Source organism: Rhodococcus chondri (assembly GCF_036327435.1).
GTDB classification, from domain to species: domain Bacteria; phylum Actinomycetota; class Actinomycetes; order Mycobacteriales; family Mycobacteriaceae; genus Rhodococcus; species Rhodococcus chondri.
The window spans coordinates 1-5295 of record NZ_JAUZMZ010000248.1; the positions used below are offsets into that span (position 1 = coordinate 1).

The following is a 5295-nucleotide window of genomic DNA, read 5'->3' on the forward strand; positions in this document are numbered from 1 at the left end:
GCGCACCCACCACATCGACGAGGTTCTCGACGCTCTCACCGACCACCCCGACGTGCTCGTCGAAGGGGGTCCGCGACTGGCCGGGGCCTTTCTCGCCGCGGGCCGGGTGGACCGCATCCAGGCCTACATCGCTCCGGTGGTGCTCGGTGCCGGGCAGGCCGCGGTCGAGGATGCGGGCGTTCACACCATCGCGCAGGCGCTACGGTTTCGTCGGGAGCGCGTCGAAACGGTCGGCGCCGACGTATTGATGACCCTCGTCCCGGAACGGGACATGTGACCCGGTCCCGGCCGGAGTGAAGGAGCCGAACGTGTTCACCGGCATCGTCGAAGAACTGGGTGAAATCGTGGCGCGCGAAGATCTCGCGGATGCCGCCCGCTTCACCGTGCGGGGGCCGGTGGTGACCTCCGACGCCAAGCACGGAGACTCGATCGCCGTCAACGGGGTGTGCCTGACCGTCGTCGACGTCGAGGGCGCCGACACGTTCACCGCCGACGTGATGCAGGAAACACTGAACCGGTCGAGCCTCGAACGGCTGGCGGTGGGCAGTCGCGTCAACCTCGAACGCGCCGCGGCGGTGAACAGCCGCCTCGGCGGTCACATCGTGCAGGGTCATGTGGACGGCACCGGCCACGTGCTCTCACGCACCCCCTCCGACAATTGGACGGTCGTTCGAATCTCGTTGCCCGCCACCATCTCCCGTTACGTGGTCGAAAAGGGCTCCATCACCGTCGACGGTGTCTCGCTGACGGTGTCGGCGCTCGGCGGGGCCCGCGACGACGAATGGTTCGAAATCTCGCTCATTCCCACCACGCTGTCGCTGACCACGCTCGGCGCCGCGGAACCCGGCACCACCGTCAACCTCGAAGTGGATGTGATCGCCAAGTATGTGGAGCGACTGCAGAACGCCCGGTGACGGGTCGTAGGGTGGAACCCGACAGTGGACGCCAAGCACGAGTCGTCCGTTTAGAAGATTTGGAGCCCAGGCAAGTGACGAGGTTCGATACCATCGAGCGCGCGGTCGCCGATATCGCCGCCGGCAAGGCGGTCGTCGTGGTCGACGACGAAGACCGTGAAAACGAGGGCGACCTCATCTTCGCGGCCGAGAAGGCCACCCCCGAACTCGTGGCGTTCATGGTGCGCTACACGTCCGGGTATCTGTGCGTCCCGCTCGACGGGGACGACTGCGACCGGCTCGGGCTCCCCCCGATGTTCAGCACGAATCAGGACAAGCACGGCACCGCGTACACGGTCACCGTCGACGCCAAGGACGGCATCGGCACCGGTATCTCCGCGTCCGACCGGGCCACGACCATGCGGTTGCTGGCCGACCCGGACAGCACCGCGGCGCACTTCACCCGCCCCGGGCACGTGGTGCCGCTGCGCGCGAAGGAAGGCGGCGTGCTGCGTCGCCCCGGCCACACCGAGGCGGCGGTGGACCTCGCCCGGATGGCAGACCTGCGGCCCGCCGGCGTCATCTGCGAGATCGTGTCGCAGAAGGACGAGGGCCAGATGGCCCGCACCGACGAACTCCGTGTGTTCGCCGACGAACACGAACTGGCCCTGATCTCCATCGCCGACCTGATCGCGTGGCGTCGCAAGCACGAGAAGCATGTCGTGCGTGTCGCCGAGGCCCGCATCCCCACCCGGCACGGCGACTTCACCGCCGTCGGATACCAGAGCATCTACGACGAGGTCGAACACGTCGCGCTCGTGCTCGGCGACCTCGCCGGCCCGGACGGCGACGGCTCGGACGTCCTGGTCCGGGTGCATTCCGAGTGCCTGACCGGCGACGTGTTCGGCTCGTTGCGCTGCGACTGCGGCCCGCAACTCGACGCCGCCCTCGACATGGTCGCGGCCGAGGGCCGCGGTGTGGTGCTGTACATGCGTGGGCACGAAGGGCGGGGCATCGGCCTGATGCACAAGCTGCAGGCCTACCAGTTGCAGGACGCCGGCTCCGACACCGTCGACGCCAACCTGCAGCTCGGCCTGCCCGCCGACGCCCGCGACTACGGCATCGGCGCACAGATCCTCGTCGATCTCGGTATCTCGTCGATGCGGCTGCTCACCAACAACCCCGCCAAGCGGGTCGGACTCGACGGATACGGGCTGCAGATCACCGAGCGCGTCCCGATGCCGCTGCGTGCCAACGCCGAGAACCTCACCTACCTGCGTACCAAGCGCGACCGGATGGGCCACGACCTGATCGGGCTCGACGAGTACGAGGCCGGTGACGCCTGATGAGCGGCGAAGGCCTGCCCGAACTCCAACTGGGTGAAGCCGGCGGTCTGCGTCTGGCGATCGTCGCCGGACGCTGGCACCCCGAGATCTCGGACGCGCTGATCGCCGGTGCGCGGCGCATCGCCGACGAGGCCGGGATCACCGACGTCACCGTCGAACGTGTCGCCGGTGCGATCGAACTGCCGGTTGTCGCGCAGCAGTTCGCGCGCACCCACGACGCCGTCGTCGCGCTCGGCGTCGTGATCCGTGGCGGCACGCCGCATTTCGAGTACGGGTGCGACGCGGTGACGTACGGGCTGACCCGCATCGCGCTCGACGAGAGCACCCCCGTCGGCAACGGAGTGCTCACCACCGACACCGACCAGCCGGCCCGCGACCGGGCGGGGCTGCCCGGTTCCGTCGAAGACAAGTGCGGTCAGGCGTGCGGTGGCGCCCTCGACACCGCGGTGACCCTGCGACGGCTGCGGGAGAGCACCCGGTGACCGCCGGCACCGACACCGAGTGGGACCTCGAGGTCCGCGCCGGCAAGATGAGCCGCTGGGCGATCATCGCGGCCGCGGTGCTCTTCGCCGGGCACATCGGTGCCGCCCTCGTGCTGCGCAGCGGCGGTGACAGCGGCGTGAACCTGCGCATAGTCGATCAGATCGCGATCCTGATCATCGGCGTGATCGTCTCCGGCGCGGTGCTGCTGTTCACCCGACCCCGTCTGCGGGTGGGTCCGCACGGGGTGTCGGTGCGGAATGTGATCGTGGAGAAGTACGTCGACTGGAGCGAGGTGCGCGGACTGACGTTCCCGTACGGCGCCCCCTGGGCGCATCTCGAGTTGCCGCACGACGAATACGTTCCCGTCGTCGCCATCCAGGCCCGCGACGGCGGCACCGCGGTCACCGCGGTCGAGCGGTTCCGCGAGCTCGAATCACGGTACTGCCGGGGTGTCGGCGGAGCCGACTAGCCTGGACCCGTGCCCGACCCTTCGACATATCGCCCCGCCCCCGGCACCATCCCGACGGAGCCGGGGGTGTACAAATTCCGCGACCCGCACGGCCGGGTCGTCTACGTCGGCAAGGCCAAGAGCCTGCGTTCCCGGCTGAACTCGTACTTCGCGGACGTCGCGTCGCTGCACCCTCGGACCCGGCAGATGGTGACCACCGCGGGCAGCGTCGAGTGGACCGTCGTGCGCACCGAAGTCGAAGCCCTGCAGCTCGAGTACAACTGGATCAAGGAATTCGATCCCCGCTTCAACGTCCGCTACCGCGACGACAAGACGTACCCGATGCTCGCGGTCACCCTGAACGAGGACTATCCGCGGCTGTTCGTCTACCGCGGACCGCGCCGTAAAGGGGTCCGCTACTTCGGTCCGTACTCGCACGCGTGGGCCATCCGCGAAACCCTCGATCTGTTGCTGCGCGTCTTCCCGGCCCGCACCTGCTCGGCCGGGGTGTTCAAGCGGCACTCCCAGATCGACCGGCCGTGCCTGCTCGGTTATATCGACAAGTGCTCCGCTCCGTGCGTCGGTCGTGTCGACGCCGACGAGCATCGCCGGATCGTCGAGGACTTCTGCGACTTCCTCGCCGGTCGCACCGACAAACTCGTCCGCGACGTCGAACTCCGCATGCAGGCGGCGGCCGAAGAACTCGACTTCGAAACCGCGGCGCGGCTCCGCGACGATCTCGGCGCGCTCCGCAAGGCCCTGGAGAAGCAGGCCGTGGTGCTCGGCGACGGCACGGACGCCGACGTGGTGGCCTTCGCCGGCGACGACCTCGAAGTGGCCGTGCAGGTGTTCCATGTGCGGGGCGGCCGGGTGCGCGGCCAGCGCGGCTGGGTGGTCGAAAAGTCCGGGGACGTGCTGGACCGACCCGACGATCGCACGGTGCCCGGCGACGCCGTCGAGGGCACCGGCGATGTCGAAGAACTCTCGCTGCTCGTCGAACAGTTCCTGACCCAGTTCTACGCGGAGGAGGCAGCGCTCGGCACCGCCGGTGCTGTCGCGGACGGGACCACCGCGTCCGGTGACGAACCTGCCGGTTCCGCCGTGCCCCGGGAGGTCCTCGTGCCGGCCCTGCCGCCGGACCCCGAGGAGATGGGTCGCTGGCTCGGGAAGCTCCGCGGCGGCCCGGTCCGGCTGCGCGTGCCGCAGCGCGGCGACAAGAAGGCCCTCGCCGACACGGTGCATCGCAACGCCAAAGAAGCCCTCACCCAGCACAAATTGCGCCGCGCCGGCGACTTCACCGCCCGTTCGGCGGCGCTGCAGGGCATTCAGGAAGCCCTCGACCTGGATTCGGCGCCGCTGCGAATCGAATGCGTCGACATCAGCCACGTGCAGGGCACCGATGTGGTGGCGTCGTTGGTCGTGTTCGAAGACGGGTTGCCCCGCAAATCCGATTACCGGCACTACGCGATCCGCGAGGCCGCCGGTGACGGCCGCTCGGACGACGTGGGGTCGATCGCCGAGGTCACCCGCCGCCGGTTCATGCGGCACCAGCGCGACACGGCCGCAGCCGGGCCCGCCGAGGCAGCACCGGCCGGCGCGGGCGGCGATCTCGCCCCCGAAGCCGCCCTCGACCCGGCGACCGGGCGGCCCAGGCGCTTCGCGTACCCACCGAACCTGTACGTCGTCGACGGCGGTGCCCCGCAGGTCGCGGCGGCCGCGGAGGTGCTCGACGACCTCGGCATCACCGACGTCGCGGTGATCGGACTCGCCAAACGGCTCGAAGAGGTCTGGGTGCCGGGGGAGCCGGATCCGGTGATCCTGCCCCGCACCAGCGAATCGCTGTATCTGCTGCAGCGGGTCCGCGACGAGGCGCACCGCTTCGCGATCACGTTCCACCGCAGCAAACGTTCCCGGCGGATGACCGCGTCGGCTCTGGACGGGGTGCGCGGTCTCGGTGCGACACGGCGGAAGGCTCTGGTCACCCATTTCGGTTCGGTGGCCCGGCTGCGGGAGGCGAGTGTCGGCGGAGAGTGCGGCGAGCGCCATGCGCAGGTCGCCGGGAGGAATGACACCGAGTTCGGCACGGAGCCGACCGGAGGAGCCGCCGTCGTCGGCGACGGTGACC

5 protein-coding genes and 2 pseudogenes are annotated in these 5295 nt (G+C 69.5%); 6 read left to right on the plus strand and 1 reads right to left on the minus strand.

What is annotated here, in order from left to right:
- The 6 genes and pseudogenes from Q8814_RS24205 to uvrC form a co-directional block, all read left to right on the plus strand.
- The coding region (locus Q8814_RS24205) for a RibD family protein (RefSeq protein WP_330154513.1) at nucleotides 1-277 on the plus strand (277 nt) is incomplete at its 5' end.
- Between the two features lie 31 nt (nucleotides 278-308).
- Nucleotides 309-914: a riboflavin synthase gene (locus tag Q8814_RS24210; protein ID WP_330154514.1), complete on the plus strand. Its 606-nt coding sequence runs from the start codon at nucleotides 309-311 to the stop codon at nucleotides 912-914.
- Nucleotides 915-988: 74 nt separating this feature from the next.
- Nucleotides 989-2239 (plus strand): bifunctional 3,4-dihydroxy-2-butanone-4-phosphate synthase/GTP cyclohydrolase II, encoded by a 1251-nt coding sequence (locus Q8814_RS24215; RefSeq protein ID WP_330154515.1) that lies wholly within the window; start codon nucleotides 989-991, stop codon nucleotides 2237-2239.
- The gene (gene ribH, locus Q8814_RS24220) at nucleotides 2239-2721 is read left to right on the plus strand and encodes a 6,7-dimethyl-8-ribityllumazine synthase (RefSeq protein ID WP_330154516.1); all 483 of its coding nucleotides are present in this window, start codon (nucleotides 2239-2241) and stop codon (nucleotides 2719-2721) included. Before Q8814_RS24215 ends, ribH begins: the two co-directional genes overlap by 1 nt.
- Nucleotides 2718-3191: a PH domain-containing protein gene (locus Q8814_RS24225; RefSeq protein ID WP_330154517.1), complete on the plus strand. Its 474-nt coding sequence runs from the start codon at nucleotides 2718-2720 to the stop codon at nucleotides 3189-3191. The genes ribH and Q8814_RS24225 overlap by 4 nt, the downstream gene beginning before the upstream one ends.
- A 9-nt stretch (nucleotides 3192-3200) precedes the next feature.
- Nucleotides 3201-5192, plus strand: a pseudogene (uvrC, locus tag Q8814_RS24230) (excinuclease ABC subunit UvrC); the annotation flags it as partial.
- 42 nt (nucleotides 5193-5234) lie between these two features.
- Here the strand turns inward: uvrC and Q8814_RS26575 are convergent.
- Nucleotides 5235-5295: pseudogene (locus Q8814_RS26575) on the minus strand (hypothetical protein); the annotation flags it as partial.